The organism is Exiguobacterium sp. 8A (assembly GCF_902506275.1).
GTDB classification, from domain to species: Bacteria; Bacillota; Bacilli; order Exiguobacteriales; family Exiguobacteriaceae; genus Exiguobacterium; species Exiguobacterium profundum.
Map to the genome: position 1 here is coordinate 1 of NZ_LR733705.1, position 1,300 is coordinate 1,300.

1 protein-coding gene is annotated in these 1,300 nt (G+C 68.4%); it reads right to left on the bottom strand.

Annotation, left to right across the window (positions count from 1 at the left end; all coding sequences use genetic code 11):
* Positions 1-249 precede the first annotated feature (249 nt).
* Positions 250-1,300 (bottom strand): tyrosine-type recombinase/integrase (locus GVY42_RS16435; protein WP_159565763.1); only part of this gene is annotated, 1,051 nt, incomplete at its 5' end.

Genomic DNA, 1,300 nt, shown 5'->3' on the forward strand with positions numbered 1-1,300 from the left:
TGTCAGCAACCACCGCCGAACCCTTCCAGACGCGGGCGGGCGGGACCAGGATGATTGGGGACGGCTCCCCCGCGTCCAGGTGTTTGACGGTGATCGCGCGCCGTCGAAGGCGCTGCTTGGATTTCGAGCCAGGGAAGAGCGCAAGGAATCTTTCCACAGTCTCCGGGGACGCCGGCAGGGCTTCCCTCCCCGACGCCGCGCACCAGGCCTCGAAGCGTGCCCAGTGCCGCTCGAGCTGCGGCGTCACGGTCACAGCTTGATCCGGGTCGAGGCGTTGCGGACCAACGGGGTGTACTCGCGGTCGTAGATCCGCAACGTCGCTGCAGAGTTGTGGCCGGTCTGGTTCATGATCTCGTCGTCGGTCGCGCCGGCGTTGCGCGCCTCGGTGATGAAGCCGGCGCGCATCGAGTGTCCGCTGAAGCCCGCAGCGTCGAGGCCCGTCTTCCGGATCCGGGACTGGACCACCTTGCCGACCGCGGTTGGGGTGAGCCGGGTCTCGCGGAAGAGGCCCCATTTGCTGACCGATGGGAAGAACGGGGCTGCGGGGTCGAGACGTTCCTCGTGCGGCGGGAGCCCCTCGTCGCAGATGTGGACGTCGGTCGCGGCGTCCTTGAGCGCAACGAACATCCCGGACTCGCCGTGGTGACGCTGCGCTACCTGCAGCCGGTACAGCCGCACGAAGGCGCAGGGTCCACAGGTGAGCGGGTTCGAACCGAAGCGGATGACTTTCGGCGGCCCGTCGCCATCCTGCTGAGTCTTCGATCGACGCATCCGGATACGGACGCCCTCGTCGGGCACGAGGCGATAGTCGCTGACATCGGTCGCAACGAGCTCGCTCTCGCGGAACGCACCGACGAAGCCGAACAGGATCAGGGCGTAGTCGCGGGTGTTGATGGCCCCGCGCTCGAAGTTCGTCAGGTCGATTGCTCGCAGGGTGCGCTGCAGGAGCTTCAGCGTCAGCGGAGCAGCACGTCGGATGGGCGGTGGGTCGTCGCGACGGATGCCCCGCATGGTGTCGCGGACCCGCGGGTGCTTCCCGGGCGGGTCGAAGTGGCGGCGCTCGTGCTCCCAGTTGATCGCTGCGAGGTAACGCGCGATCGTCGACGGCGCGTAGCGGCGGACCCCTGGTGCCACCTCCGAGGCAGCCTTGGCGGCCAGGAAGTCGGCAACCTCCTTGGGCGTCCGTGGCGCCGTGCGCACGTCGGCGATGTCGGCAGGATCGTGAACCTCGTCGTCCTTGAAGCCAGCGAGCCAGCGCGCGAACTGGCGGAGGTCACTCTGGTAGGCGCGCACGGTGCGC